The organism is Pseudomonas sp. 5P_3.1_Bac2, from assembly GCF_025465995.1.
Classification (GTDB): domain Bacteria; phylum Pseudomonadota; class Gammaproteobacteria; order Pseudomonadales; family Pseudomonadaceae; genus Aquipseudomonas.
In genome coordinates this window covers 19,767-45,581 of record NZ_JANLNY010000022.1, presented here as the reverse complement: position 1 = coordinate 45,581, position 25,815 = coordinate 19,767, and the positions used below count along the sequence as shown (strand labels likewise).

At 58.6% G+C, this 25,815-nt stretch carries 18 protein-coding genes; 10 read left to right on the top strand and 8 right to left on the bottom strand.

The genetic code is table 11. The features are described 5' to 3' along the window. The first annotated feature begins 93 nt into the window (after positions 1-93). The gene (locus NTD81_RS11625) at positions 94-1,872 is read left to right on the top strand and encodes an acyl-CoA dehydrogenase C-terminal domain-containing protein (protein ID WP_262182532.1); all 1,779 of its coding nucleotides are present in this window, start codon (positions 94-96) and stop codon (positions 1,870-1,872) included. 70 nt (positions 1,873-1,942) lie between these two features. Here NTD81_RS11625 and NTD81_RS11620 read toward each other — a convergent pair whose 3' ends face one another. The 3 genes from NTD81_RS11620 to NTD81_RS11610 all read right to left on the bottom strand — a co-directional run bounded on the left by NTD81_RS11620 (position 1,943) and on the right by NTD81_RS11610 (position 4,464). Then, entirely contained in the window at positions 1,943-2,599 is a 657-nt protein-coding gene (locus NTD81_RS11620; protein ID WP_262182530.1) for an endonuclease, read from the bottom strand. A 411-nt stretch (positions 2,600-3,010) separates the two neighbouring features. Next, on the bottom strand, positions 3,011-3,877 hold the full coding sequence (locus NTD81_RS11615) for an alpha/beta fold hydrolase (RefSeq protein ID WP_262182528.1): 867 nt from the start codon (positions 3,875-3,877) through the stop codon (positions 3,011-3,013). Beyond that, positions 3,874-4,464: a TetR/AcrR family transcriptional regulator gene (locus NTD81_RS11610; protein WP_262182527.1), complete on the bottom strand. Its 591-nt coding sequence runs from the start codon at positions 4,462-4,464 to the stop codon at positions 3,874-3,876. The genes NTD81_RS11615 and NTD81_RS11610 overlap by 4 nt, the downstream gene beginning before the upstream one ends. A gap of 173 nt (positions 4,465-4,637) precedes the next feature. On the opposite strand from NTD81_RS11610, the gene NTD81_RS11605 reads away from it, so the two are divergent. Then, entirely contained in the window at positions 4,638-5,234 is a 597-nt protein-coding gene (locus NTD81_RS11605; RefSeq protein ID WP_262182526.1) for a LemA family protein, read from the top strand. A gap of 14 nt (positions 5,235-5,248) precedes the next feature. Next, on the top strand, positions 5,249-7,126 hold the full coding sequence (locus NTD81_RS11600) for a M48 family metallopeptidase (protein WP_262182524.1): 1,878 nt from the start codon (positions 5,249-5,251) through the stop codon (positions 7,124-7,126). Positions 7,127-7,190: 64 nt separating this feature from the next. Here the strand turns inward: NTD81_RS11600 and NTD81_RS11595 are convergent, their stop codons facing one another. From NTD81_RS11595 to NTD81_RS11575, 5 genes are all read right to left on the bottom strand, one after another. After that, positions 7,191-8,213: a DUF1254 domain-containing protein gene (locus tag NTD81_RS11595; RefSeq protein WP_262182523.1), complete on the bottom strand. Its 1,023-nt coding sequence runs from the start codon at positions 8,211-8,213 to the stop codon at positions 7,191-7,193. Positions 8,214-8,225: 12 nt separating this feature from the next. Next, positions 8,226-9,653, bottom strand: a complete 1,428-nt coding sequence (locus tag NTD81_RS11590) for a DUF1254 domain-containing protein (RefSeq protein WP_262182522.1) — start codon at positions 9,651-9,653, stop codon at positions 8,226-8,228. A gap of 87 nt (positions 9,654-9,740) precedes the next feature. Continuing rightward, positions 9,741-10,499: a hypothetical protein gene (locus NTD81_RS11585; RefSeq protein ID WP_262182521.1), complete on the bottom strand. Its 759-nt coding sequence runs from the start codon at positions 10,497-10,499 to the stop codon at positions 9,741-9,743. A gap of 496 nt (positions 10,500-10,995) precedes the next feature. Beyond that, entirely contained in the window at positions 10,996-13,083 is a 2,088-nt protein-coding gene (locus tag NTD81_RS11580; RefSeq protein ID WP_262182518.1) for a TonB-dependent receptor, read from the bottom strand. 111 nt (positions 13,084-13,194) lie between these two features. Further along, a complete protein-coding gene (locus NTD81_RS11575) occupies positions 13,195-13,461 on the bottom strand; it encodes a type B 50S ribosomal protein L31 (RefSeq protein WP_262182517.1) in 267 nt (88 codons plus the stop codon). Between the two features lie 207 nt (positions 13,462-13,668). Between NTD81_RS11575 and NTD81_RS11570 the strand changes: the two genes are divergently transcribed. The 7 genes from NTD81_RS11570 to NTD81_RS11540 all read left to right on the top strand — a co-directional run bounded on the left by NTD81_RS11570 (position 13,669) and on the right by NTD81_RS11540 (position 25,813). Beyond that, a complete protein-coding gene (locus NTD81_RS11570; RefSeq protein ID WP_262182515.1) occupies positions 13,669-14,739 on the top strand; it encodes an SMP-30/gluconolactonase/LRE family protein in 1,071 nt (356 codons plus the stop codon). A 1,023-nt stretch (positions 14,740-15,762) separates the two neighbouring features. After that, positions 15,763-17,475, top strand: coding sequence for a dihydroxyacetone kinase subunit DhaL (gene dhaL, locus NTD81_RS11565; RefSeq protein WP_262182514.1), 1,713 nt, complete (start codon positions 15,763-15,765; stop codon positions 17,473-17,475). Between the two features lie 509 nt (positions 17,476-17,984). Continuing rightward, entirely contained in the window at positions 17,985-18,623 is a 639-nt protein-coding gene (locus NTD81_RS11560) for a response regulator transcription factor (protein WP_262182512.1), read from the top strand. A gap of 26 nt (positions 18,624-18,649) precedes the next feature. Next, complete coding sequence (locus tag NTD81_RS11555; protein WP_262182510.1) at positions 18,650-22,228, top strand: ATP-binding protein; 3,579 nt, start codon at positions 18,650-18,652, stop codon at positions 22,226-22,228. Positions 22,229-23,016: 788 nt separating this feature from the next. Further along, entirely contained in the window at positions 23,017-24,558 is a 1,542-nt protein-coding gene (gene gbpA, locus NTD81_RS11550; protein WP_262182508.1) for an N-acetylglucosamine-binding protein GbpA, read from the top strand. A gap of 230 nt (positions 24,559-24,788) precedes the next feature. Next, complete coding sequence (locus NTD81_RS11545) at positions 24,789-25,298, top strand: cytochrome b/b6 domain-containing protein (RefSeq protein ID WP_262182507.1); 510 nt, start codon at positions 24,789-24,791, stop codon at positions 25,296-25,298. A gap of 47 nt (positions 25,299-25,345) precedes the next feature. Continuing rightward, entirely contained in the window at positions 25,346-25,813 is a 468-nt protein-coding gene (locus NTD81_RS11540; protein ID WP_262182506.1) for a type II secretion system protein N, read from the top strand. The last annotated feature ends 2 nt before the right edge of the window (positions 25,814-25,815 follow it).

Here is a 25,815-nt window from a genome sequence, read left to right as displayed (position 1 = left end):
TGGTCACTAAACGACCCTATGTGTCTGCTCAGTATTTGGAGTAGACTCCGGCTAATCTCGTATACCTGCCGGTTCGTTTGAGGAATTACAGCAATGGCTGACTACAAAGCTCCCTTGCGCGATATGCGCTTCGTACTGAATGAAGTGTTTGCAGTTTCTAAGTTGTGGGCCCAATTACCGGGCCTGGCCGAAGTGGTTGATGAAGACACCGCGGCGGCAATCCTTGAAGAAGCTGGCAAGGTAACTGGTGGCACCATTGCCCCGCTGAACCGCAGTGGCGATGAGCAAGGCTGCAGCTGGGACAACGGCGTGGTGAGCACCCCGGCCGGCTTCCTGCAAGCCTACAAAACCTATGCCGAAGGTGGCTGGGTCGGGGTTGGTGGCGATCCGCAGTTTGGCGGCATGGGCATGCCTAAGGCGATCTCGGCGCAGGTCGAGGAAATGGTCAACTCGGCCAACCTGTCCTTCGGCCTGTACCCGATGCTGACTGCTGGCGCTTGCTTGTCGATCAACGCCCATGCCAGCGAAGAACTCAAAGAGCGCTATCTGCCCAACATGTACGCCGGCGTTTGGGCAGGCTCCATGTGCCTGACCGAACCCCATGCCGGGACCGACTTGGGGATCATCCGCACTAAGGCCGAACCACAAGCCGACGGCAGTTACAAAATCAGCGGCACCAAGATCTTTATCACCGGCGGTGAGCATGATCTGACCGAGAACATCATTCACCTGGTATTGGCCAAACTGCCGGACGCGCCAGCGGGGCCGAAAGGTATCTCGCTGTTCCTGGTGCCGAAGGTATTGGTCAATGCCGATGGTTCGCTGGGCGAGAAGAACTCCCTGTCCTGCGGCTCCATCGAGCACAAAATGGGCATCAAGGCCTCGGCCACTTGCGTGATGAACTTCGACGGCGCCACCGGCTGGATCGTCGATGCACCGAACAAAGGTCTGGCGGCCATGTTCACCATGATGAACTACGAGCGTCTGGGGGTTGGCATCCAGGGGTTGTCGCTGGGCGAGCGCTCCTATCAAAGCGCTGTGGAATACGCCCGTGAGCGTATTCAAAGCCGTGCGCCGACTGGTCCAGTGGCAAAAGACAAAGCCGCTGACCCCATCATCGTGCATCCAGACGTACGCCGTATGCTGCTCACCATGAAAGCGCTGAACGAAGGCGGCCGGGCCTTCTCCAGCTACGTGGCGATGCAGTTGGATACCGCCAAGTACAGTGAAGACCCGACTACCCGTAAGCGCGCCGAGGAATTAGTCGCGCTGCTGACGCCAGTGGCCAAAGCCTTCCTCACGGACATGGCGCTGGAAACCACCGTGCATGGCCAGCAGATTTTCGGCGGCCACGGCTATATCCGCGAGTGGGGTCAGGAGCAGTTGGTGCGCGACTGCCGCATCACGCAAATCTACGAAGGCACCAATGGCATCCAGGCTCTGGACTTGGTGGGGCGTAAGGTGATTGGCAGCGGCGGCGCGTTCTATAAGCACTTTGCCGATGAGATCAAAGCTTTTACCGATAGCGCAGATACTGAGCTGGCCGAGTTTGTTGAGCCGCTCAAAGCCGCTATCGCCAACCTGGAACAGATGACTGCCGATCTGCTCGAGCGGGCCAAGGTCAACCCTAACGAAGCCGGCGCCGCCTCGGTGGAATACCTGCAAGTGTTTGGCTACACCGCCTATGCCTATATGTGGGCACTGATGGCGCGTACGGCTTTGGCTAAACAAGCCGAGGATGACTTCTACGTGAGCAAGTTGGGCACTGCGCGCTTCTTCTTCGCCCGCATCCTGCCGCGTATTCATTCGCTGACGGCAGCGGTGAAGGCCGGTAGTGAAAGTCTGTACCTGCTCGACGCGGCGCAGTTCTAAGCCGGCGTCCGCTAAAAATAACCCCGGCCAGTGCCGGGGTTATTTTTTTCTCTGAGAACTGAGCGCAGGCTCAGTCGCTGATCTGTTCGTTAACCAAGCTTGGGTTATCGATAAAGCGATTGCGCGTGCCTTGCAGATTGGCGATGCGATCGTTACGGGCACGCTCTTCGGCATCCGGCGGATCGAGCTCATGCCACTTCTTGTACATCTGCACTGGGCCAACGATGGGCAGGTCGTATTCGACATGCATATAGAAGATTGCCCGGGCGATATTGCCCTTGGCTTCATCACGCGGCTCAACTTCCTGGAAGCTGGTTTTCATCTCGCAATTGATGTCGGCGAACTTGCTCGGCACGTTGTCATCCAGCTCACCGAAATGGGTGTTGCGCCGCGCTAACTCTACGCGGGCGAGCTCCGGGTAGTAGTTATGCAGGTCGGCAGCCATATAGGTGTAGCGCGGGTTCATGATCATGCATTGGCGATCCGTGACGCAGCGCAGTGAGCTTTTCAGTTGTTTGCTGCTGTAGATCAAGCTGGCGACCAGTTGGCTGCTGGGCCCGCTAAAGGCTTGGCCGCAGTAGAGGGTGTTGCCACCTTGGGGATAGATCTGCTGCCAGAACAGCTCGGTGGCGGCTTTGGGGTCGTCCAATTGACTCTGGCCGTTAGCCAGAACGGATGGGCTGAAGCTGGCTGCTAGACAGCCGATGACCAGTAGCATTGAGCGCATCAGTGGCTCCATTGATCCCGTTGGCGAGATCTGTTGTTTTTGTGTTTGGCAGCGAGTCTAACAATAGTCACGGAACAATACCAAGCGGGGCTGGGGCTGGCTTTTTTCGTGTAAGCCAATGCTTACATTGCGTGCTGCAGATTCCCCATAGCGCTAGGTTGTCTGAGTCTTTAATCTCTCTTCCTAAGGACGTCGCGCAGGAAGCGCCTTGTACAAAATGGACACGTGGGATAGCCGCCAGGATGGCAGCAGACCAAGGATGTCAGCTCACAGTCTGCAAAGACCCCGCACTGCGGGGTTTTCTTTTTTCTGGCGTTCGCCAAACTCTTTCCAGTCCAGTCCAGTCCAGTCCAGTCCAGTCCAGTCCAGTCTAAATATTCTCGTAGAGAGTCTGTGCCTCGGTCAGTGGCATTAAGTGCCGCTAGTCTTCGCCGTTAAGCTGGCAAACCAGGCCAAGCTTTCATCCCATAAGCTTTGTGCTGCCGGGCGGAAGTAGCCCATATGGCCGATATTGCCCAAGCCGCGCTTGGCATCGATGTCGCGGGCTTGATAGGGCGCGTTGCGGTAAGCGGCCATGAAAGCATCACGTGAAGCCGGAGGCGCCCACAGATCATCCAAGGCATTGCTGGCGACAATGGGGGTGCTGACTTGGCCAAAGCGCTCGGCCAAACCTTGCATGTCAGGGTCTTGAAAGAAGTAGCGGGGGTAGCGGCACCAGCGCTTCCACTGCTTATACACGCCCATGGGTAGGTCCTCGCCCATGCCCAGTTTGCTCCAGGCCAGATAGCCCTTGCTGCGGGTCAGGATCGGCGCCACCACATGCCACATACCCAACACTTTGATTTGCTCAGCCTTGGGCATCCAGCCATGCCAGCCGGCGCCGGTGCCGAAGGTGTAGAAACCGGCGACCTGCTGATGGTTGGGGAGCAGGCCAAAGGCATGGCCGCCGAACGAGTGGCCGATCATATACAGCGGCAGCGCAGGATCTTTGTGCAGGTCCACGGCGGCGGCTAGGTCGAAGTGCGCCCAGTCCAAATAGTCCATGACAAAGCCGCGCAGCTCGGCGGGCTTGGATTTGCCGATGCCCCGGTAATCGAGGGTCAGGGTGCTGTAGCCTTGGCTCGCGGCATATTCGGCGAAGCGTCGGTAGAAGCCCTGCGGCACCCCAGTGGCACCAGCGATCAGCAGGTGCGCAACAGGTGCGGGTGCGCGGTACAAGGTGGCGCTTAACGGGTAGCCATCAAGTGCGTTTAGCGACAGCGATTCGGTCTGGATCATGGGCGAGCTCCGGTGGTTTTGCGCGGCTCAGTGAGATCGAACAAGGCTTGCGCGGCGGCTTGCAGCGGTGCGCTGGAGCCGGCGACGCGAGCTTGCAGTAGGCCGCCTTCATATAGCGCGACAAATAACGCGGCGAGGTTATGCGCCTGGGCGCTGGAGTAGTGCTGTTGCTCGAGCTGGCTGGCCAGCGCCTGACGCAAGGCGGCAAAGCTACGTGCTAAGGCGGCGCGAATTTCACTGTCGCTGGCGCTGCTTTCCAGGGCGATGGTGGCTAGCGGGCAGCCGCGCTCAAACTGGCTATTTTCCAACTGCCCCAGCGCGCCATTGAGCCAATGCTGCAAGGCGCTAAAGGGATGCTCGTGCTGGCTGAACAGGTGGGCGAAGAGCTTGTCGAGTTGGCTGCTGATGTAGTCAATAGCCGCCACGGCGAGCTGATTCTTGCCGCCAGGAAAGTGGTGGTACAGGCTGCCTTTGGGCAGGCCGCTGAGCTCGAGGATTTCACTCACGCCAACGCCGCGCAGGCCTTTGCGCTGAAGAGCATCGGCCATGGCGTGGATCAGCTTGTCGCGAGTGCTTAGGGTTTTCATGCGGACTATTTAGACCGTTCGGTCTAGCTGAGCCAAGTGGCATTCTGGTCAATGCTGGGGTGTTTGCGGCCAGTCCGGGCTTTTTTGCGCTGCTGGCCATGTGCGGGGCTGCGCGTTGTGCGTTGATGGTTTTCGGCTACTATCGGTTTTTCTGCGCGCATTAAGGAATGCCCATGTCTGTTTCGAGCATGATTTTTCTGGCGGTTGTGGTGCTGCTCGCGTTCTACCTGATCAGCATCTTTAACAACTTGGTGAGTCTGCGTAACCGCTACAAAAATGCCTTCGCCCAGATCGAAGTGCAGCTTAAGCGCCGCTATGACCTGATCCCCAATCTGGTTGAAGTGGCCAAAGGTTATATGGCCCATGAGCGCGAGACATTAGACGCTGTGATCAGTGCGCGTAATGCCGCGGTGGCTGGCTTGAAAGCCGCTGCCGCGCAGCCCGGCGATGCGCAAAGCATGGCGCAGTTGGGCACTGGCGAAAACCAGCTGAACGCGGCCATGGGCCGTTTGAATGTCACCGTCGAGGCTTATCCGGACCTCAAAGCCTCAGCCAATATGCAGCAGCTCAGTGAAGAGCTGAGCAGCACTGAGAACAAGTTGGCGTTTGCCCGGCAGGCCTATAACGATGCGGTGATGGCCTACAACACGTTCAAGCAAAGCTTCCCGCCGGTGCTGTTTGCCGCCACTTTTGGCCATGGTCCTGACGCCGGCATGTTGGAGTTTGCTGACAGCGCTGCGATCCAAGAAGCGCCCAAGGTTTCCTTCTGAGTTAAGGCGCGTTAATGGACTTCTTCGAGCATCAGGCGCGGGCCCGTCGCAGTAGCGCCTTGCTGGTGATTCTGCTGGTGTTGGCGGTGCTTAGCCTGATTGCCATCACCAGCCTGGTGATTGGCTTTATTTTGCAGCCGCACACCGCCCTCGACACTGCGCCAACGCTGCTGTACATGCCGTGGCCGGTGATTGGCCTGGTCAGTGCCGTGGTGATTAGCGTGGTGTGCTTGGGCAGCTTGTTTAAATGGCTGGAGCTGCGCAGCGGCGGTGCAGCCATTGCTCAGCGTTTGGGTGGCCGCCCAGTCAACACGGCGCCACAGGATCTCGGTGAGCAGCGCGTGCTCAATGTGGTGGAGGAAATGGCATTGGCCTCGGGCATGCCGGTGCCCATCGTGTATGTGCTGGATGATCCGGCGATCAATGCCTTTGCTGCCGGCCTCAGCCCTCAGGATGCGGTGATTGGCATTACCCGTGGTGCGCTCAACCAGCTCAATCGTGATGAGCTGCAAGGGGTGATCGCCCACGAGTTCAGCCACATCCTGCATGGCGACATGCGCCTTAATACCCAGCTGGTCGCAGCGCTCAATGGCATCTTGTTATTGGGCTTGCTGGGCGGCTTTGTGCTGCGCCATCTGCCGCGCAGTCGGGGCTCGTCGAGGGACGGCAAGCTTGTCGCCCCGATCTTTATGATCGGTCTGGCGTTATGGGTGTTGGGCTACACCGGGACCTTCTTTGGCCGGTTGATTCGCGCCGCAGTGAGTCGTCAGCGCGAGTACCTGGCTGATGCCTCGGCGGTGCAGTACACCCGTTATCCCGATGGCATCGCCGGCGCGCTGCAGCGCATCGCCAGCTCGACCACCGGCTCCGAATTACATGCCAGCCACGCCGAGGAGTTCAGCCACCTGTACTTTGCCCCGGGCGTCAGTAGCTGGTTTTCCAGTTTGTTTGCCACCCACCCACCGCTGGAAAAACGTATCCAGCGAATTTTGCCGAACTGGGATGGCAGTCTTAAGCCGCAGCGCGCACCTCGTGCTGAGCCTCAGCCAACGGTTGTGCAAGCCCCAGCCCAAGCCGCTTCGGTCTTGGCCATGGGCGCGGCGATCGAAGCCATCGGCAGTCCGCAGCCGAGCCATTTAGCCCAAGCGCAGAGCCACCTTAACCAGCTGCCGACGCTGTTGAAGCAGGCGGCGCATAACAGTCAGGACGCGCAGTGCGTGCTGTACGCCTTGCTCTTGGATGCCCAGGCGCAGGCGGCCGATAAACAACTGCGTAGCTTGCAGTTGCGCCTCGACGCTGGCCGTTATGAGCAGTTGCTGCAGTTGCGTGAGCCGGTTCAGCAGTTAGCAACACAGCTGCGCATGCCTTTGCTTGATCTGCTCTTGCCCAGCCTTAAATCCCTGGCCAGTGATCAGCGCAAGGACATGCTGGACAACCTCAAGCTGCTGATTCGCAGTGATGCCCATGTGTCGGTCTATGAGTGGGCGCTGCTGCGGATCGTCGAGCGCTATTTGCGCCCGTTACCCGCCACCTATGGCCGCCAAACGCTGGCTGCACTGAGCGAAGACAGCACCGTGTTGTTGTCTTTGCTCGCGCGGGTTGGCGCCAGTGATGAGCTCAGCGCGCAAGCCGCGTTTGATCGTGGGGCACGGAGTTTGGCTTTGCCCAAGGCCTTTATGCTCAGCGAGGCGCAGTGCAATCTGCGCGCCCTGGAGGCGGCACTCAAGCGCCTGAATCAGCTTAATCCTTTGGATAAGCCTCAGTTGCTCAAGGCGATGGCGTTGGTGATTGAGCACGATGCTCAGGTGACGGCGGCGGAGGCTGAGTTGCTGCGGGCGCTGGCCGATATTCTCGACTGCCCGATGCCGCCTTTGTTACGCCCTAATCCTTAACGGCTAAGACTTGAACAGTCCCGTGACCTAGCGCGCAACGCGCCAGGCCACGGGCGATCTGGCTTTATTGGAGCGGCTTGGCCTGCGGGAAGCTCCAGCTGCCATCGAGGATCGTCGCTTGTGGGCGGTACAGGCGCACCATGTAGTTCCAGCCTGCTACGGTCGGCAAGCAGTTCGACACTTTGCCGTCGCAACCACCAAACTGCACATCCACGGTACCATCCGCGCCTTTTTTCGCGGTGATGTTGTTCAGGGTGTAGGCGTTTTGTTTGTTGGGGGCGTAATAGCCTTGCGCGTTGTACACGCTGATCGACCAGAAGCCATCCACCGGAACGTCTTTCACGCTTAAACGGTAAATGGTTTTACCGTCGTTTTTTTCCGGCGTGACGTTGAGGTAAGTGGCTTCAGTTTGCGGGTTACCGCCCCAGCCCGAGGCCGAACCGATCAGGTGGCGGATGGGGTTAATGTCGGTCTTTTTCCCGAACATGCCATTGGTGTCAGGCAGGGACGCATTGAGACTCAGCAGTGCATCGCGCACATTCTTCTGGCTGGCTTGATCCCACTGTGGAATCTCAAACTTACCGCTGCCGTTAGGCTGCTTGGCGCTGATGCCATCTTGCAGGGCGTGGGCCTGTTTCAGGTCGGCCGCATCGGCAGGGTTAGCAAAGGTGCGCACCGCCATAACCACATAGCGGGTGCCGATGGTGTCTTTATCGAAGGTGTAGGTGCCAGCCTTATAAATCACGTTAGGCGTGAAGTGGTCTTCGTTGATCACCTGCATCGACATAAAGCGTTTGCCAGGATCGGGCAGGGTGATGGTCACCGGGCCGGCATCCAGGTCAAACACGGCCGAGGAGTACAGGGTGTCGCGGTTCAGGCGAATCACATTCTGCTTATCAACTGGAGCCATTTCGCGGGTGTGATTGAACTTGCCGAAGCCGTTATCTTTGGCTATCGCGGCAAAATACAGATCGCTCTCCGCGCGGACAAAATTATCCGTGGTCACCTGCACGGTCTCCAGGGCTTGAGCACCGGCGCTAAGCGCAAGGGCCAGGCCGGCAGTGATCAGGCTGATGGAAAATTTCATGGGTAAGCTCCCTTATTTAGTCGGTTCGAGTGGCGGTTGTTGCCATTCGCGGTTCAACGCTTCGGGCTTGGGCCAATACAGGCGCAAGGTGGTCCAGAACGGGCCATTGGGTGCCGGCAGCCAGTTCGACTCTTTGTCTTTACCGGGCGATTGGTGCTGCACATAGAGGGTCAGACCACCATCAGCGTCGCGCTTGAGTTGCGGCAACATGGCCGAGTTGATCAGGTAGCGATTGAGCGGGTTGGCCACCAGCAGGCTGGCCGGCAACTCGTACATGGTCAGCGACCAGAAGGCATTCACAGGCGGCAAGGCATCGGCTGCGAAGTGCAAGGTGTAGCTGTTTTTCGCGCCATCCAGTGGCTTGCCCTTGGCGTCGACGAAATAGGTGGGGTACAGCGCTTCTTCCTTGGAGTTGCCGTAGATGCCGAACGCTGCCGAGGCCATGCGCGCGATGTAGTCATCGCCTAAAAACTCACGGCTGCCGAAACCATCGGCTGCGGTGCGTTTGCCGGTGTCCACTTGCGTTGTTTTGAACTGCGCCAGAGCCTTCCAGGCATCCGCCATACCGGCGCTGATGGCTTCACGTATTGGCGTGGCGAGCTTGTCGGCGACAAAGGGCTTGCCGGCCACCACGCCGATTTTGCTCAGGCGCTCGCGCAGCGCCACTTCGCTTTGCGGTGCTGGAGCAAACTGCAGGACGAAGTTCAGGGTATCGAAGAACTTCAGCGAGCTGCGCTCTTCTTCAGGGGTTGGCGGTTGCTTGAAGGTTATCGCAGGGGCCGCTTTCGGCGCAGCTTGACCGAGGAAGCTGGACAGCGGTTGGACCTTGTAACCCGCCTGGACTTGTTTGACGGCCTCGATATCGTCCGGGCCTTTGAGTTGGGTACGGTACAGGACAAAAGCAAAGTCCGTTTCAGCGCGGATCACTTGCTTGATGCCTGCCGGCGTTGGTCCTTGCCAATTAGGCCCGGCCAACAGGAAGTTACCGGCTTCATTACCTGTGGCGCGGCTGCCAACGTAGGCGAAGTTGTAAGTGTAGAGGTCGATAAATTGCAGCGAGTAATAACGCCCGTCTTCCACTTTGGGGACGGAGATCACCAAAGGCTCACTGCGCAGATCCGCGCCCAGTTGTGAGTAAGGCGTGTCCGAGTTCGGCGTTTGGATGGCCTTGTCGTCAGGGGTGAAGACTCGATCGACGTTGTTCAGTTGATTCCACGGCGCTTTAAATTCGGCGCCGGTTTTATCAACAAAGTAGGAGTGCAGTACGCGGTAGTTATCCACCAGTGGGAAGCCGTAAATCGTTGCCTCTTTGGCAATCTCCCGCGCTTGTTCGGCGGTCACTGCGCTTTGCGCATGGGCGGCTATGGGGCTGAGTGTGCTAAGAGCCATGCCCAGTGCCGCAGGAAGTGCGAGGGCCTTGCACAGTGTGCTGTACGCCATGGCGAGAAGTCCTTGATCAGGGTTGCAAATAGCCTGGGCGTCGATCGTCCAGGCGGTTATGAGGAGGCGCAGGTCTGCGCCCAGTGCTTAGAAGCGCAGCACCAGGCCGACCGTGGGGCCGCGTTGAACCACGTCATAAACGAAGTCATCTTTCTCGTATTCCACGCCGAGGGCGCGATAGCCCAGTACGGCCGAGACGCTGTCGCTGACGTCGTAGCCGAGCATGGCGGCGACGTCCCAATCGAGGTCAGCCGCACCGCCGCCGGCTAAGGCCCAGCCGCTGAGGTAAAAGTCATTGCCGAGGATGAATTTGCCGCGAAAACCGGCCAGTGCATCGACCCAGGTGTCGCTGTCGGTGGCCGAGCGATCACCGGCAAGGCCGCCCTTAAAGGACATTTTTGAGCGGGCATCCCACACGCGTACGCCGCCGACTAAGTCGAGGGTGCCGCGGCTGCCTTGGGCGATGGCGTACCCACCGCCGACTAAGCCGGCAAAGGTCTCAGACTTGAGGTTGACGTGGTCAACCAAGACCCCGCGTGGGCTTGAGGCGCTGCTGGAAACCTTGGTGTAGACGATATCGGCAAACAGGCTAAAACGGTTTTTGCGCGCCTCAGCGATGCCCATAAAGGAGAAGTCGAGGTCGCTGAGAATATTGTCGAAACTGGTATCGGTGTGCACCTTGGGTAGGCCGAATTGGCCGACATCGCCGCTTATGCCCGCAGCCCAGAAGTAGGGGCTAAAGGCGAACTTCCAGTCATCTTGAGTGCTGTCCTCGGCCGCTTGCGTGGTGATGGCGGCGCTACTGAAGGCTGCCAGTAATAACCCGCGAGTGAGATAAGTGTGCATGGTGGTGTCCTGTGTCGGTGCCAACCTAAAAAATCCGTTTCCCCTGCGCGCGAAAGAGCTAATCGAAGATTAATTAATCCGCGGCTTTATTTGACGCATTACTGCAATAGGCCGTTGAGGCAGTGTTATAGGCTGATCGCGAAGCTGATAATTGCTGTTGTAGAACAATTATTAGCGTGCAGGACGCCCCGGCAATAATCCCAATAGCCTAACTGGGTATTAATCTTTGTTGGTTTCATTTTATTTAATGGGTGTAAACACTTTAGCTGGCAAAGGTGAATCTGCCGAGCCTTTATGTGGATAAAATGTGCAGCAGTTCATAGCCGGGATCGTATAGCCTGATTTGCTCTGTAATGGCCTAGATAGAGCGCTTCGTGTGGGTTTTTGTTCAGGTGGGAGCGTATTAATAAAAAAACGGGGCGCTTTGGGCGCCCCGTTTTGGGAGGTTTACTAGTAATTAAGTGTTAGCTGCTATTAGAGCGACAGTGCTTATTTCTTAAAAACTTAATCGAACCCCTACGGTTAAGTTGCGACCGGGTTGCAGCACATCATCCTTAATAAATGAGCTGTGGTTGCGCGCTTTAATATCGAACAAGTTGTCGCCTTTAAGGAATAGCTTGTAGTCGGTGCTTTCAAGTTTGCCGCTGTAACTTAAGCCTGCGCCGAGCATGTTGTAGCCCGATGTGGAGGTTTCGTAGTCGGCGACATCTTCCTGATGCTGCACGCGGTAAAACTCCACTTCGCCATCGATGGCCTGGGTGAACTGCTGGTTGACCCGCACGCCGAGACGATCGGCCGGAATCCGTGGCAGGTTGCCGTCGCCCTTGAGTTTGCCGCGCACATGGTCGCCAAACAGGGTGACATCAGTTCGCTCGGTGAGGGCATAACTGATCGAACCTTCGGCGCCGGTGAGCACCGCGTCTTTTTGCCGGTACTCGATTTCACGGTAACCCGAGCCGACGTCATTGCCGGTGTCTGCGGCGTAGATAAAGTCGCTGACTTGGTTACGGAACAGGCTCAAGGTGAAGGTGGTGCGTCCAACGAATTTGCGCAGGGTCAGCTCGACGTTATGCGAGGTTTCTTTGTCCAGGCCGGCATCGCCTAGCTCGATAGTCCGAGTGGCGGCGTGCGGGCCGTTGGCATAGAGCTCTTCGGCGGTGGGCAAGCGTTGCGAACGCGAAAGCGACAGCCCCAGGCTGTACTCGGGGGCGAAGGTCCATACCGCGCCGGCGGAGACCGAGGTGCCGTTGTGGCTGGTGTCTTTCGCGCCGGTGGCGTCGATGTCTTGCCACTCGTGGCGCAGGCCCAGCTCATAGCGCCAGTTGTCGAGGGTGTATTCCTCGAGCAGGAATACCGCGTGGTTGTTGGTCAGGGTTGGCGGCACGTAGGCTTCTTCGCCGGAGGCTTGGAAATCGCGGCGCTGGGTTTGCCCACCGACCACGCCGTGCCAGCCCCACAGCGGCTCGTGAGTCAGTTCCAGGCGAGCGTCGGTGGCGTCGTTTTTAAACGCGGTACTGACTTCACCCCCTTCGATTTCATCGTGGGTGTATTTGCTATGGCCGACGCGCAGCTTGGCCAGCTCAAAGCCTGGTAACGGGTCGTTTAATTCGCCACGCAGATCCCAGCGCTTTTGCTTCATTTTGATATACGGCACGCCTTCCTCGCCGTGTTCGTGTTCGGCGTGCTCATGACCCTCTTCGTCATGCTCGTGCTCGTCGTGGTCATGCTCATCATGCTCGTCACCGTCGCCATGCTCATGACCGACGCAGTGCCAGTCGCGCGGACCGTGGGTGTGGCAGTCGGCGTGGTTGTGGGCGAGCAGGCCGTAGCGCAGGTTTTGCTCACCGTAGGACGCGCCGATATAGCCACGTTCGCCAATAAAGCTGGCGCCGAGGCTGTAGTTGTCTGTGTCGTTGTAGGAGCCGTGCTGTTTGCTCGGCGAGCCGGGGATTTTGTACTCATCGTCCTGGCGCTTGCTGCCCTCGGCGCGCACGGCAAAATTGCCGGTCCCGGCGGTCACGCCAAAGACTCCGGCACCTTGGTTGGAGACGGTATTGGCGCGCAGTTCGAGATCACCTTCGTAGCCTTTTTCCGGCACGTAGGTGGGGATCTTTTTATCCAGCACGTTGACCACGCCGCCAATTGCACCGCCGCCATACAGCAGGGTGGCCGGGCCCTTGAGCACTTCAATGCGATCGGCCAGCAGCGGGTCGCTGGTGATGGCATGGTCAGGGCTGATGGTCGAGGCGTCGAGCACATCGATGCCGTCGCTGAGTACTTTGACCCGCGCCCCGTCGAGGCCGCGAATCACCGGGCGGCTGGCGCCGGCACCAAAGCTGCTGGAATGCACGCCAGGTAAACCATTGAGGGTTTCGCCGAGGGTCGATTGACGGCGCATGACCAGTTCATCGCCTTCTAGCACTTCCGCGGGGCTGGTCATTTCTTGCGCCGAATTATTCAAGGCGCTGCTGCTTATGACCGAGGTGCCGAGTTGCAGCGGCTCTGGGCGGTCTTCAGCCAAGACGTAAGAACTGGGCAGTAAGGCCAAGGCGATGGCCATGGTGAGGGGGTGACGGCCTGTCATATTGCTCCTTTGAGGCTATAACATTACGTTTTTATGGTTAAAATTGTGCGGCGTTCACCGGCTGTGGGTTGTTGCGCGCACGCGCTAGAGCGGTTGGCGGCTCTCGGCGACTCAGCTTTTGCTGGGGGTTTTGGCAAAACCGGCAAAGCGTTTCTGGAAGCCGGCAATACGCCCTTCGGATTTATTCTGGCGTTGCTGGCCGGTATAGATCGGGTGCGACGCGCTGGAGATATCCAGACTGACATAGGGGTAGCTAACCCCGTCGCTGTGTACATAGCTGCGCTCAGTGGCGGCAGTGGAGCCAATCAGGAAGAACACATTGGCCGACGTGTCGTGAAACAGCACTGGGCGGTAGTGCGGATGGATGTCTGCTTTCATCTTTGCCACCATATAGAATGTTATAAAGTAACAATATCCCATAGGTGAGAATTCTTTGCAATACGTGCGCCGGGTCATGCCGCGCTTACGCACTTGGCTGACGCCGCAAGGAAGTGGGTAAAGCCAGTGTTTTGGCCTGCCCAGCTATACGGGATGTGCCTGTGGCGGTCTAGGCTCAAGCTCACCGATCACGCATAGGGAATTGTCATGGGCAAGATATTGTTAGGCGTTGTACTCGCTGCTTTGGCTTATCTGTTGTTCTGGCCTACTGCACTGCAGCCGGTGGCTTGGCAGCCGGCGCCAGTGCCAGCGTTGGAGGGTATTTGGGCGCCCAACACGCGCCTGGATAGCGCTGAGCTTGAGCAAGACCACATCCCCGGGCCGGATACTGTGGTTGAGGATGAGCAAGGCTGGCGCTACAGCGGCCTGGAGGACGGACGCATTGTCCGCTGGCATGAGGGTGAGCCTGCGCAAACCTTTATCCAGCTCGATGGCCGCCCGGTGGGGCTGAATTTTGGTCCTGACGGCAGCCTGTATGCCGCTGATGAGCTTAAGGGCTATGTCTGGCATATCAGCGCTGACGGTAAGCAGGCCGAGAAGATTGTGCAGAGTACGGCGCAGCTTAAATTCAGCTTTATCGATGACATCTATATCGCCCAAGACGGCCGGGTGTTCTTTACCGAAGCCTCGAGTCGCTGGAACTTAGCGCAGAACAAGCAGGCGCTGCTGGAGCACAGCGGTGATGGCGCTGTGTATGTGCGTTATCCCGATGGCCGCATAGAGCTGGTGCTGGATAAGCTGGAGTTTGCTAACGGGGTGATTTTGTCGCCCGATGAGAGCTACCTGTTGGTGGCTGAAACCGGCGCCTATCGTATTACCCGTTTGTGGCTGACTGGGCCGCGCAAAGGTCAGCGGGAGGCGCTGCTGGATAACCTGCCGGCGTTCCCTGGCGACCTGTCGATTGCCCCGGACGGCACTTACTGGGCGTCGTTCTTCACCCCGCGCAAGGCGCTGCTGGATAAGCTGGCACCTTGGCCTTTTGCGCGCAAAGTCTTGTCCCGCTTGCCGCAGGCGTGGCTGCCGAAGCCTGTGCCGTATCCGGCGGTGTTTCGCTTCGATGGTAACGGCAAGGTCTTGGAAAGTTTGACTGCCACCCCAGGCATCGATCTGCCCAGCTTTAGCAGTGTGGTGCAAAGCGGCGATACCTTGCTGATGGGCACGCCTGGCGGCGTGGGCGAGATCGACGCAGCGAGGGCTTATCGTTTAAGGCTGCATTAATACAAAGCGACCGATTGTCGTGACCCCCTAAAGAATCCCGTTCTCCCGCCGTTGCTTTGGCTATGGGCTGCTACCTTCAAATAAATGAGCGTGCAGCCCTACCGGCAAGCGCTCATGCGATAGCCGGATTGCCTTTACGCTGAAGTAATACGGGGGTGGTCATGAACAAAGCATGCGTTTCGAGTTGCTTGGCTGTCGTTTTAGGAGGACCTCTGGGCGTTGCCTTGGTCAGTGATGCGGTAGCGGCTACTACTGGAGTGATTCATTTCACTGGGGAAATCGTTGAAGGAGCCTGCGCGCTGACCCTGCAACACAATCAGCTCCAAGCTCAATGCCAACGCAGCGGGCAAACTGCTACAGCGACCCACTCCGTGCAGCAAATCGCAACGAGTGCGCAGCCCTTACCCGCGTCCTTAGGTACCAGTCGGCTCGAGTGGGTGGACTCATCCAACAAGCTGGCGGTGGTCACTGTCAGTTATTTCTTAAAGTCCTACAGCCCAATTTCTGTGCAAGCTGCTTAGATCAATCAGTGCAGGGCGGTGCCGCGTCACTTGCCGTCAGTGCCCTGCTGCGGGTGGTCATGGTCGCGACCTGCAGATCAGTGACAAGAGTGCTTTGGGATACTCGCCTTGGCACCCCCTTCCATAAGCCCGCCCAGTCGGACATGGCCACGATGGCTGGATAAAACCGGCAGCACGGGGCAACCGGCTGCCTGGCGTACTCAGCTAGCGCTGATTCCGTTGGCTTAAGAACTACTTCATACGGCACAGGACTGGCGAATGCTGCGGCAGCGTTGTCGGGCAAACAAGTCAGGCGGTTGTGAGCGCCGCGCTTGGGGTTACAACGCAGACCTGCACCTTGGGCAATAGCCGCCGTAACCGACTCAGGCCGATTACCGATCAACAGTGGTTTTTATTCCGGGCCTAGGCTGGGAAAATTGCTGGATTGTTGACTGCGCGGACAGGTTGCTTCTCAGGCACCGGTTTGGCGTCAGTGCTTCTTACCTACAAACGGAACCCTGCCATGAAAAAATTGATTAATGCCGTCAACACCGTGGTCGAGGACATGCTCGAAGGTGTGGTGCTGGCCAACCAAGGGCTGGTTTTGCTGGACGGTGAAAACGTCGTGGTGCGGCAGGACTTCCAGGCGCTTAAAGCGGCGCACAAAGTGGCGATTATCTCCGGCGGTGGTGCGGGGCATGAACCGGCCCATGCCGGTTATGTCGGCCAGGGCATGCTCACTGCGGCGGTGGCCGGGCCGGTGTTTACTTCGCCGAGTGTGGACGCCGTGCTGAGCGCGATCATGACCGTTGCCGGTCCCGCCGGCGTGTTGCTGATTATCAAAAGCTACACCGGCGATCGTTTGAATTTTGGCCTGGCGGCTGAGATCGCCCGCACCCAAGGGGTCAAGGTGGAAGTGGTGGTGGTCGGTGACGATGTGGCCTTAGACGACGCCGGCCGCGCAGTCGGGCGCCGGGGGATTGCCGGCACGGTGTTTATCCACAAGGTCGCGGGGGCGGCGGCAGAGGCGGGGTTGTCGCTGGAGGAGGTGCAGCGGGAGGCCGAGCAGGCCGCCGCAGGTTTATTCAGCATGGGCTTGGGCCTGAGCAGTTGCACCGTGCCGGCGGCCGGCAAGCCGGGTTTTGTCCTGGGCGAGGATGAAGTGGAATACGGCCTGGGCATTCATGGTGAAAGTGGCGTGCGTCGCGAAACTATCCAGAGTGCTGACGTGATGGTGCAGGCCCTGCTGGAACGCATCCTCGAACAGGGCCAGTTCAAGGCCGGCGAGCGCGCGGTGTTGATGGTGAATAACCTCGGCGGCACGGCGGCGCAGGAGCTGGATATCGTCGCGCGCCGCGCTTTGCTCGGCTGCCAAGCCCATGGCGTGAAGGTCGAGGCGGTGCTGGTCGGCACCTTCCTGACGGCACTGGAAATGGCCGGTTGCTCGCTGTCGTTACTGCGTGCCGATGATGGGCGTTTGGCCCGCTTGCAGGCTGCCACCAGTGCCACAGCGTGGCCTGGCATGACGGTGCCGAATCGCCAGTTGGTGCGTCAGCCATGCATCAATGTTGCAGCGGCCAGCGCCGAGCAGGGGGCGAGCTGGTCGGCGGCGCAGGCGGCGCGCTTTAAGGCGGTAATCAGCCGCATTACCAGCGCTCTGCGTGAGCAGGAGCAGAAACTCACTGAGTTGGACTCGGTGGTCGGCGACGGCGATATCGGCATCAGCTTGGCCCGTGGCTCGCTCGCCATTGAGGAGGCTTTGGACGGTTTGGATCTGGAGCGTCCGGCGGTGGCTCTGCAGCAGATATCGGCCATTTTGCGCCGCGCCTTGGGCGGTACTTCCGGCCCGCTGTATGCGGTATTTGTGCTGCGTGCCGGGGCCAGCCTGGCCGGTGCGCGCAACCCTGCCACCGTCACCAGCTGGAGTGAGGCCTTTAGTGCGGGTTGCGACGGCATCGTGAAGCTCGGGGGTGCCGGTATGGGGGATCGCACCATGCTCGATGCGTTACTGCCGGTGGCGGCAGTGCTTAAGGCAGGTGCCGCCGATGCATCGGCCTTAAGCGCCGCGCAAGCGGCTCAAGCCGCGGCGAGTAAAGGCGCGGCAGCGACCCGCGATATGCTGCCGCTCAAAGGCCGTTCTTCCTATATCGGGCAGCGGGCCCTGGGTCATGTTGATCCCGGTGCTTATGCGGTAACCATCTGGATGGACGCTATTGTCCAAGCGCTCAGCGCCTAATTGATAGGTTGATAACAAGCCGCGCATTGGCGCGGCTTTTTTATGTTCAGAGTTTGTCTGTGTAAGTTAGACGATTGATCTTGGGGTGGATTGCTATGCTCGGTTTTAAATGATGTTTTGCAGTTTTTTGTTTGGCTGTTTTAGTTGTTTAAGAGTTTTGCCTTTGATATTGGCTGAACGCAGCGGCGAGTGCTGATTATGTTTGGGTTGGCTTGCTGCTGGTGCTGCTCAGGCCTGAGGCTGCAAGGCCTGGGTGCTGGCTTTAGGGTGGGGTATTAATTGTAAATGCAGTAGGTATTAAATAAAAATAAGTGCGGTTTAACTTTTAATTAATGATTGATCGTTGATATCTGACTTGTCCTAAGAAGATTCTCAATTGAGATTTATCTAAAACTTAAGCTGTTACTCTTATCGCCTATCTCAATATCCAACTAATCACCACTGTTCTCAATCCGATAGAACAGGGCGCGGCTGTTTGCGGCGTTTATTGATGAGGGTTTATTGCCGTTATGCCGATATGCGTACAGTTAGCTGATGACCATCCCTTAACTCTGATTGGGATGCACACGTTGTTGCAGGCGCAATCGCGTTTACAGGTGGTCGCGCAGGCCTACGGGGTGGAGGAATTGCTGAGTAATTTGCAGCAGCAGCCCTGCGATATTTTGCTCACCGATTTCATGATGCCCGGCGAGCAGGTCGATGGCCTGGGGTTGATTCGCCGCCTGCGCAATCAATATCCGCAGATGGCCATTGTGGTCGTGACCATGTTGGATAACCCGGCGCTGCTGGCCAGCGTGCTCAAGTTGGGCATTCAGGGTTTGGTCAGCAAGCGCGGGCTGCTCAATGACTTGCCCAAGGCCATTACCGCCAACCGCCGCACGCCTTTTGTCTCGCCGTCGTTGCAGCACTTGCTGGATGTAAGCACGGCGCTGTGCGGTAAATCCTTGCATGAGCCGACCCAACTCAGCCCCCGCGAAGTGGAGGTACTGCGCTTGTATGGCAGCGGCATGACCGTCAATAGCATCGCCCAGCGCCTGTGCCGCAGTAAGCAAACCATCAGTGCGCAAAAGACCAGCGCCATGCGCAAGCTCGGCCTGGATACCGCCGCCAGCTTGTTTTTGTACATCCAGGAAAACGGTCTGGCCTAAGTGTGGGGGCTGGCAGGGAGTTGTGTATGTTGATCCACCCAGGCTTTAAGCCAGGCGTTTGGCTGGCGAGCTTGTGCCTGTTGCTGCTGGCGCAATTCAGTTGGGCTGATGCGCCGCCACCACCGGCGCCCAATCCTTCTCTGGATCGTCTGCTCAGCATGCGTGACAGCCTGGCCCGGCGCACCTTACGGGTGGCGCGGATTGTGTCTTCGTCGGCCAACCTGGAGCGCTTGGATAACCGTATTTTGCGCAGCCTGTCTGAGCAGTATTTGCAGCGCATCATGGCCCAGCTCAACTTGCAGTTTGAGTATGTCGATGTGCCGTCGCCCAAGGCGGCGGTGGTGGCCCTCAGCGAACAGCGGGTGGATCTGCTGGTGCGTGCCACGGGCTTTGAAAATGCCAACCCGGACATCCTCTTAAGCCAGGCTTACTTGCCAATCAACCCGATTATCGTCGGGCGCAGCCAAGATCAGTCGCAGCCCCTCGACTTACGGGGCCGGCAGGTTCTGGTGCTGGAAGATTATCTGCCCATCGAGCGCGTGCAGCAGGCCTACCCTAAGGCCCAGGTGCGGGAGGTGAGCAATACTCCGGAGGCCTTCGAGCTGTTGGTGGACAAGCAGGCCGATGTATTTATCGGGGATCAGCTGCGCGCTAATTTTTACCTGCAAACCCGCACCGATTTACACCTGCAAAACAAGTTCTCCGCGCATCTGCCACAAACCGGTTTTGCCTTTGCCGTGCACCGTGATGACGCGGTGTTGTTGGCTCTGCTGAATTACGGGTTGCGCAGCATTCCGGAGATGGAAAAGCTGCGCATCAATCAACAGGTGTGCCACGGCCCGTACCCCTGTCTGGCCTCGGAGAATTTTATTCTGAGCGCGCAAGAGTTGGCCTGGCTCAAGCAGCATCGGCAGATCACGGTGTTGCTCGATGATGTGCCGGGTTATCTCTACCGCAATGGCAAAGGTGAGTGGACCGGCCTGAGCCTTAAGCTGCTGCGCAAGCTGGGCAGCACCTTTGGCATGAAGATCCATATGCAGGCCAGTCGCAGTGCCGATGATGATTTGCTGCAACTGGCCAAGGGCACGGCGAACCTGAGTGGTCGCCAGTTCTCCAGCCGTTATGCCAACCAAGAACTGCACCTGACGCTGCCCTTTGGCAGTCGCAACTGGACCTTTCTGGTTCGGGAGGGCGACAGCTCGCCCAACTCCCTGGAGGTCATGGGCGGGCGCAAATTGGCGCTGTCCCGTGAGCATCCGCTATACGCGCATTTGCATACCCTGTACCCGAATATCCAGCTGGTGCGCAGCGAGAATTTCCGCCATTCCATGAGCCTGGTGCTGAATCGGCAGGTCGATGCCACCTTGGTTTCCTCCGTCACCACGCGCAACGCACCGGAGCCAGGGTTGCAGTACGGCTGGACGATCAAGGCCACGCCCACGCCCCATCAGTTTGCGGTGGCGGCCGCAGATAAACCCTTACAGAGCATCCTTAACAAACTGCTGGAGTCGATGTCGCGCAATCCGCAAAGCGATATTCAGGTGATTGCCGAGCGCCCGCTCAGTAATTTTTGGCAATGGGCGGTGGAGAATGCCTGGCATGTTGGTTTAGCGGTGTTGTTAATCTTGGCTTTGTCGATGTTGTGGAACTGGCGCCTGAAGATTCAGGTAAAGCGGCGTATCTGCGCCCAGACCCAGTTGCAGGATAAATTGGCCTTCCAGTTTTCCCTGCTCAATGGCCTGCCCACGCCGGTTTATGTGCGAGATTTGGAGGGGCGCTTAACCGCCTGCAACCGCGCCTATGAAGCGTTCTTTTGCACGGCTCAGGAGTTGATTGAGGGTTTGCTGCCCAGTGAGCAAAGCAGCCTGCCCAAGGGCTTTGCTCTGGGCCTGGAGGCTGAGCATCAACTGCTGTTGCACGACCATCAGCCGCGCTTTATCGACACCACGTTGATCTGCAAGGGCCAGGAGCATCATCTGTATCTGTGGTTGGTGCCGTTCTATAACGCCCGCGGGCAGCTGCAAGGCTCCCTCGGCGGGTGGCTGGATATCACCACGCGCAAGCAGTTGGAGCTGGAGCTGCGCGAGGCCAAGCAAGAGGCGCAAACCGCCAGTGCGGCCAAGAGTGAGTTTCTCGCCTCTATGAGCCATGAGCTGCGCACGCCGCTCAATGCCTTGGTTGGCCTGCTGGAGTTGGAAACAAGCGGGCGCACGGATGCTTCGGTCAACCTGCGCATCGCGCAGCAGTCGGCCATGGCGATGATCGATCTGATCGGCAATATTCTCGACCTCGATAAGATCGAAAGCCGGCAGATGCAGTTGGCTTTAGAGCCCACCGATTTAGCCGCGCTGCTGGGCAATAGCCTGGCGCTGTTTAACGCCCAAGCCAAGGATAAGGGCCTGTACATACGCCTCGCTTACCAAGCTCCGCTGCAGCGTTGGTATGCCCTTGATGCCCTGCGGGTTCAGCAGATTGTGCATAACTTACTGAGCAATGCGCTGCGCTTTACCGAGCAGGGCGGCATCGAGCTGCGCGTGCGCGAGGAGCCGCTGGCCGGCGACCGCAGTCTGCTGACCCTCAGCGTTTGCGACACTGGCATCGGCATTGCGCAGGCGCTACAGGGGCAAATCTTCGAGCCCTATCGCCAGGCCTCCGCGCAAACGGCGCAGTGCTATGGCGGCTCGGGCTTGGGCCTGACCATCTGCAAACAACTGACCGAGTTAATGGGCGGGCGTATCTGGTTGGAGAGCGTGCCGGGCCAGGGCTGTTGCGTGCATGTCGCGCTGCCTCTGCGTTGGCAGCTGGCGGCGCAGTTACAAGCCCAGGTACCCGACTTGCCTGCGGCGCCGAGCCAGGCGTTACGGGTGTTGGTGGTGGATGACGTATCCACCAATGGCTTGGTGCTCAGCTTGCAGTTAGAGCGGTTGGGCCATCAGGCCAAGCACCTGTGCAGTGGCGCCGAGGCGTTGCTGGAGTTGCAGAAACAGACCTACGACGTGCTGATCAGCGACTGCAATATGCCGAGCATGGATGGCTATGCCCTGACTCGCGCGGTGCGCGCCCAAGAGTTGGCGCTAGCGCAAAAGCCGCACCTGATCGTTGGCTACACCGCCAGCGCTTTATGCAACGAGGCCAGCCAGTGTTACGACGCGGGCATGGATGATCTGATGATCAAGCCGGTGACCCTGGCGCGCTTGCATGAGGTGTTGAGTGTTTTGCTGGCCACGGAGCCGCGTGAGCTTGAGGCTCAGGCTGACAGTTTTAACTTGGCCCATTTGCTCGATACGGATCAGGACAGCGAGACCATACGGCAACGTATCCTGTGCGAATTACAGGTCAATCTTGAGCAGGAGATCAGCCAATTTGCCGCGCTGAACCTGCCTGCCCATCCTGAGCAAATCGATAGCGTCAGCCACCGCTTAGCCGGTATGGCCTGCATGATCGATGCGCTGGAATTGGCCGGCGCCTGCAACGCCCTGCGCCAAACCATTGGCCAGCCGGCGACCTATATCGCCGCCGCCGAGCAAGCGTTGTTGCGCAGCCTGCAACGCATCCAACAGGACGTGCACCGCCAGCTGGACAGCTTGGCCGAGCCCGCCGCCTAACCTCCAGCCCCTAGTCTGATGCGATCTCGCAGGTGAGGGTGGTTCGATAAGTTGGGTGTTTCGATACGTAGGGTGGTGCGATACGTAGGGTGGTGCGATACGTAGGGTGGTTTAGCCGCGCAGCGGCGTAAGCCACCACAGCCACGATGCCGAATAAGCCACGCAATCGAGCCGATTTTGCTCCCCGGATTACGCCCACGTTGTGGGCTAATCCAGGCTACGGTTCCACGGTTCACGCCCTCACTCGTAGATGATTGGATGGGTAGGGTGGCGATAAGTAGGGTGGTTCGATGAGTTGGGTGGTTCGATACGTAGGGTGGTTTAGCCGCGCAGCGGCGTAAACCACCACAACCACGATGCCGGATAAGCCGCGCAATCGAGCCGATTTCGTTTCCCGGATTACGCCCACGTTGTGGGCTAATCCAGGCTACGGTTCCGCGGTTCACGCCTTCACTCGTAGATGATTGGATGACCAGGGTGGCGATACGTACGGTGGTTTAGCCGCGCAGCGGCGTAAGCCACCACAACCACGATGCCAGATAAGCAGCACGGTCCAGCCGATTTTGATCCCCGGATTACGCCCACGTTGTGGGCTAATCCAGGCTACGGTTCCCGGTTCCACGCTCTGCAGCCATCCCCGGTCAGTCATTTTGTTTTAACTCTCGTACTCGTCCCATGGGGTGAGTGGGAGGGGCGCTTTAGCCTTAGCGGGTCCCCAATAACTTGCTCGTCAACCTGGCGCGCGCTGCGGGACTTTGCCTCTACATTGAGAACTTAAGGCTATTGCAATGATTACCCTCTCCCGAACCCAGAAACTGCTCAAGCTGCCTCTGGTGCTGGCCGTCAGCGCTGCGGCGCTCAGCTCCATGCAAGTGTCCGCCCACGGTTATGTTGAGTCGCCCAAGTCGCGCTCGTTTATGTGTAACGCCGAAGGCGGCGTGCTGAATGCGAACTGCGGATCGGTGCAATACGAGCCACAAAGTGTGGAGTATGTGGGCCGCGCCAATGGCGCCAGCGGCAACCACTACCCCAGCGCTAGTCAAGCGTGCACCGGTGACTTCACCAAGTGCGGCCCCGCCGACGGCACCATCGCTGCCGGTGGCCACAGCAGCTTCGCCGCGCTGAACGAGCAGACCGCCACGCGCTGGACTAAAACCACCATCAAGCCCGGCCCGAACACCTTCACCTGGCTCTACAAAGCGGCCCACTCCACCCGCTATTGGCAGTTCTATATCACCAAAAAAGACTGGAACCCGAACCAGCCACTGACCCGTGATTCGTTTGAGCTCAAACCGCTGCTCGATGAGCCATGGCCAGCCCTGAATGCGCCGACCAATGCCGGCGGCAAGACCAAGCACACGGTGAATATCCCGTCTGATCGCAGCGGCTATCACGTCGTCTTGGCCACCTGGAAGGTGCACGACACGGACGCCACCTTCTACCAGGTGATCGACCTCAATATCGATAACGGCGCCGTTCCAGCTTCGCCTTGGACCACCGTCGGCGCCGTCAATCCAGAGCCGCTGAAAGTCGGTGACAAGGTCAAAACCCGGGTCTTCAGCACCAGCAATGAGCTGCCTAGCAAGCAAGTAGTGCTGGATATCAACAGCGCTAACCTGGCTAAAGCCGACGTCTGGCCCCACGAGTTGGCGGTCAAGGTCAATGCGGCGAAGCAAGGCTATCTGATGGGCCAGCTCAACCCGCAAAACGAAGTGGTGCCGGTGTATGGCAAGAACGACATCGTGGTCAGCAAGGGCAGCAACATCAACAGCGTCATCATCGAGAAAGTTCAGGCGATGGTGCCGGGAGAATTAACCCTCAGCGGGATTCAACCGCAGTACACCTTGCGTGACGGCAAAGCTGATGTGCATTTCAGCGCCATCGTTAAAGGTGAGGGTTACAAAGTTAAGGCCACTGTGCACAACAACAAGAATGAAACAGTGGCCTTCCAAGAAGCGCCACCGGGCAACAACCCGCACTTCGCCTTTAACCTGACGAATCAAAAAGCAGGCGATTTCAGTGTGTCGGTAGTGGCTACCAAGCAGGACGATCTGCTCCAGCAAAGTGCCAACTTCAAGCTGGTGGCGGAAGATACCGGCGGCAACACGGGTGGTGAGCCAGGCGCAGGCCAAGGCACTTACGACTTCGTATTCCCGCAGTCGATCAGCTCCTACAAGGCCGGCACCATCGTCTTGCAGCCCCGCGACGGTCACCGTTACCAGTGCAAACCGTTCCCGTACAACGGCTACTGCGTGCAGTGGAGCAAAACCGCCACGGCCTTTGAGCCGGGTATAGGCCACAGCTGGCAGATGGCCTGGAACCGTCTGTAGTACTCCCTAGTTCCCCTCCTAGTGAACCTTGGCATGGCGTCATGGGCTCTGCACGGCAAGTGTCTGCGCAGCGGTGAGGCTTAGTTAAAGATCGGTTTGGAATGCTCATCGAGCACGCGTAACTCGAGTGTGAGCCCCGTGCGTTCCTCACCGATTTTGGCCCCGCCTGACCGTCGCTCGACAACCTGTCGTACCGAGCCCGCGCCATGCCCTTTTTTTCCGGTATTGCTATGCCTACACGTCCTTATTCAAGGCTGCATGTGCTGCTGCACTGGGTCTTCGCGGTAATCATTATCTGGGCCACGGTCAGTGGTTTTGCCAATGCCCTGTATCGCTTGCCTCCGGCAGCGGTGGATGCCATCAACTTTATCAATGTGTCGCTCACCAGCGTGCTGATTCCGCTGTTGGGACTAAGAATTCTGTGCGCCTTGGATCATTCCACGGTGGCCCATAGCGGCAACCGCGCCATGCGCTTGCTGGCCAAGGGTGGGCATCTGGCCCTGTATGTGGTCACGGCCGTCACTCTGCTCACCGGCGTGCTGATGATGGAGCGGCCGATCAATGTGTTTGGCCTGCTGTATATCCAGCAGCCGCTGCATGACCCCGTGCTGACCAGCTTCTTCAACACCCAGCATAAAAACGCCTGCATCGTTCTGGGCTTTTTGGTCAGCGGGCATGTCGCTGCGGTGCTGCTGCATACCCTGTCCGGGACGCCGATTTTGCGGCGTATGAGTCTGTGACTGGGCTGCGGCGCCATGGCCCGCGTCTGCTCATAGCAGGCGCGATTATGCTCGGTTTGTTGTGGCTGGCGTGGTTGGCTATCGATGCCCGTCAGCAGTTGCTGCTGCTCAGTCAGCCAGCCCTGATCAGCCCGGCGGTGAGTACCCCAATCCCCAGGCCAAGCCCAGACCCCACGGCCATCGCCGGGATGTTTGGGCTACAGCCGCAAGTGGTCAATGACAGCGTCGTTGAAGTGCCGCTCACGCTCTTAGCCAGCTTGGTCGCCGTGGATGGCCAAGGTTCCCGCGCCTTGATTCAAGACCCAGACGGCCAGCGTTTTTATCAGCAGGGCGAAACCCTGCCCGGCGGCGCCGTATTGCAGCAGATCAGCGCCGGGCAAGTGCTGCTCCAGCGCTTCGGCCAAAGCCACAGTTTGCCTCTGCAAAACGCCCCCAGCAGCCATCTGCTGCAAGCGCAGCCTGCTACCGGCCAGCGCGTCAATCACCAGGCGTTAAGCCTCCTCGTGCAACCTTAAAG

What these genes read in the sequence shown, in the direction of transcription:
- NTD81_RS11625 (WP_262182532.1), top strand. Translation starts at nt 94, where the DNA reads ATGGCTGACTACAAAGCTCCCTTGCGCGATATGCGCTTCGTACTGAAT.
- NTD81_RS11620 (WP_262182530.1), bottom strand. Translation starts at nt 2,599, where the DNA reads ATGCGCTCAATGCTACTGGTCATCGGCTGTCTAGCAGCCAGCTTCAGC.
- NTD81_RS11615 (WP_262182528.1), bottom strand. Translation starts at nt 3,877, where the DNA reads ATGATCCAGACCGAATCGCTGTCGCTAAACGCACTTGATGGCTACCCG.
- NTD81_RS11610 (WP_262182527.1), bottom strand. Translation starts at nt 4,464, where the DNA reads ATGAAAACCCTAAGCACTCGCGACAAGCTGATCCACGCCATGGCCGAT.
- NTD81_RS11605 (WP_262182526.1), top strand. Translation starts at nt 4,638, where the DNA reads ATGTCTGTTTCGAGCATGATTTTTCTGGCGGTTGTGGTGCTGCTCGCG.
- NTD81_RS11600 (WP_262182524.1), top strand. Translation starts at nt 5,249, where the DNA reads ATGGACTTCTTCGAGCATCAGGCGCGGGCCCGTCGCAGTAGCGCCTTG.
- NTD81_RS11595 (WP_262182523.1), bottom strand. Translation starts at nt 8,213, where the DNA reads ATGAAATTTTCCATCAGCCTGATCACTGCCGGCCTGGCCCTTGCGCTT.
- NTD81_RS11590 (WP_262182522.1), bottom strand. Translation starts at nt 9,653, where the DNA reads ATGGCGTACAGCACACTGTGCAAGGCCCTCGCACTTCCTGCGGCACTG.
- NTD81_RS11585 (WP_262182521.1), bottom strand. Translation starts at nt 10,499, where the DNA reads ATGCACACTTATCTCACTCGCGGGTTATTACTGGCAGCCTTCAGTAGC.
- NTD81_RS11580 (WP_262182518.1), bottom strand. Translation starts at nt 13,083, where the DNA reads ATGACAGGCCGTCACCCCCTCACCATGGCCATCGCCTTGGCCTTACTG.
- NTD81_RS11575 (WP_262182517.1), bottom strand. Translation starts at nt 13,461, where the DNA reads ATGAAAGCAGACATCCATCCGCACTACCGCCCAGTGCTGTTTCACGAC.
- NTD81_RS11570 (WP_262182515.1), top strand. Translation starts at nt 13,669, where the DNA reads ATGGGCAAGATATTGTTAGGCGTTGTACTCGCTGCTTTGGCTTATCTG.
- dhaL (WP_262182514.1), top strand. Translation starts at nt 15,763, where the DNA reads ATGAAAAAATTGATTAATGCCGTCAACACCGTGGTCGAGGACATGCTC.
- NTD81_RS11560 (WP_262182512.1), top strand. Translation starts at nt 17,985, where the DNA reads ATGCCGATATGCGTACAGTTAGCTGATGACCATCCCTTAACTCTGATT.
- NTD81_RS11555 (WP_262182510.1), top strand. Translation starts at nt 18,650, where the DNA reads ATGTTGATCCACCCAGGCTTTAAGCCAGGCGTTTGGCTGGCGAGCTTG.
- gbpA (WP_262182508.1), top strand. Translation starts at nt 23,017, where the DNA reads ATGATTACCCTCTCCCGAACCCAGAAACTGCTCAAGCTGCCTCTGGTG.
- NTD81_RS11545 (WP_262182507.1), top strand. Translation starts at nt 24,789, where the DNA reads ATGCCTACACGTCCTTATTCAAGGCTGCATGTGCTGCTGCACTGGGTC.
- NTD81_RS11540 (WP_262182506.1), top strand. Translation starts at nt 25,346, where the DNA reads ATGCTCGGTTTGTTGTGGCTGGCGTGGTTGGCTATCGATGCCCGTCAG.